A 415-nucleotide genomic window follows, 5' to 3' on the forward strand; every position below is an offset into this window, starting at 1 on the left:
GGCATAGGGCAAACTTCGCCCTAGTGTTTTTATAACTTATTGATTTTATTAGATTCACGTTTTGAAACACTGGAGGCATAGCAAAGGATAAACCATGAAACAGACCAATAAATCAGACCGTTTCCGCCGGTATTTAAACCGCGCCTTGCTGGTGTTTTGGGTGTTGCTTTTGGCTTTGGTAGTCCGAGCCTGTAACCAGCCCGCCCACGCCGACACGGAGCAACTAGAGCCGGAAACGCCCGCAATATGGGAAACAGACCCGACAGCCGGAATCGTTTTAGAACCTGTAACAGAGGAGGCAGAGCAATGAAGCCAACATATCAAGACATTAAAGCCGCCGCACAATACCACTGGCCGGAAATACACGCGGCATTAGGCATAGACACGCGATACCTGAAAAACAAACACCAGCCCT

General features: G+C 48.7%; 1 protein-coding gene and 1 pseudogene. Both read left to right on the forward strand.

Annotated elements, in window-relative coordinates:
* Positions 1-94: 94 nt before the first annotated feature.
* Positions 95-310: a hypothetical protein gene (locus tag HMPREF2696_RS00005; RefSeq protein ID WP_049344711.1), complete on the forward strand. Its 216-nt coding sequence runs from the start codon at positions 95-97 to the stop codon at positions 308-310.
* Positions 307-415: pseudogene (locus HMPREF2696_RS11965) on the forward strand (DNA primase); the annotation flags it as partial. The gene HMPREF2696_RS00005 and the pseudogene HMPREF2696_RS11965, both read left to right, overlap by 4 nt.

The sequence above is a fragment of the Neisseria sp. HMSC058F07 genome (assembly GCF_001810035.1).
GTDB classification, from domain to species: domain Bacteria; phylum Pseudomonadota; class Gammaproteobacteria; order Burkholderiales; family Neisseriaceae; genus Neisseria; species Neisseria perflava.